Origin of the sequence: Lysinibacillus antri, from assembly GCF_003977595.1 — a bacterium.
Classification (GTDB): domain Bacteria; phylum Bacillota; class Bacilli; order Bacillales_A; family Planococcaceae; genus Ureibacillus; species Ureibacillus antri.
The window spans coordinates 1-537 of the sequence record NZ_RYYR01000087.1; the positions used below are offsets into that span (position 1 = coordinate 1).

The 537-nt window shown below is 48.8% G+C and carries 1 rRNA gene; it reads left to right on the forward strand.

Going from position 1 to position 537, the window contains the following annotated elements:
* A 23S ribosomal RNA gene (locus tag EK386_RS20780) occupies positions 1-537 on the forward strand; the annotation flags it as partial.

Genomic DNA, 537 nt, shown 5'->3' on the forward strand with positions numbered 1-537 from the left:
CCGTACTTGGTATAACTGCGATGTGGGGACGGAGAAGGTTAGGTTATCGCACTGTTGGATGTGCGTTTAAGCCGGTAGGTGGGTGTTTTAGGCAAATCCGGAACACCATTCAACACCGAGAAGTGATGACGAGGTTCTACGGAACTGAAGTAACCGATACCACGCTTCCAGGAAAAGCCACTAAGCTTCAGGTTATACTAAACCGTACTATAAACCGACACAGGTGGTCAGGTAGAGAATACTCAGGCGCTTGAGAGAACTCGGGTGAAGGAACTAGGCAAAATAGCACCGTAACTTCGGGAGAAGGTGCGCCGGCGTAGATTGTAGTGATTTACTCACGAAGGTTGAACCGGTCGAAGATACCAGCTGGCTGCAACTGTTTATTAAAAACACAGCACTCTGCAAACACGAAAGTGGACGTATAGGGTGTGATGCCTGCCCGGTGCTGGAAGATTAAATGATGGGGTGCAAGCTCTTGATTGAAGTCCCAGTAAACGGCGGCCGTAACTATAACGGTCCTAAGGTAGCGAAATTCCT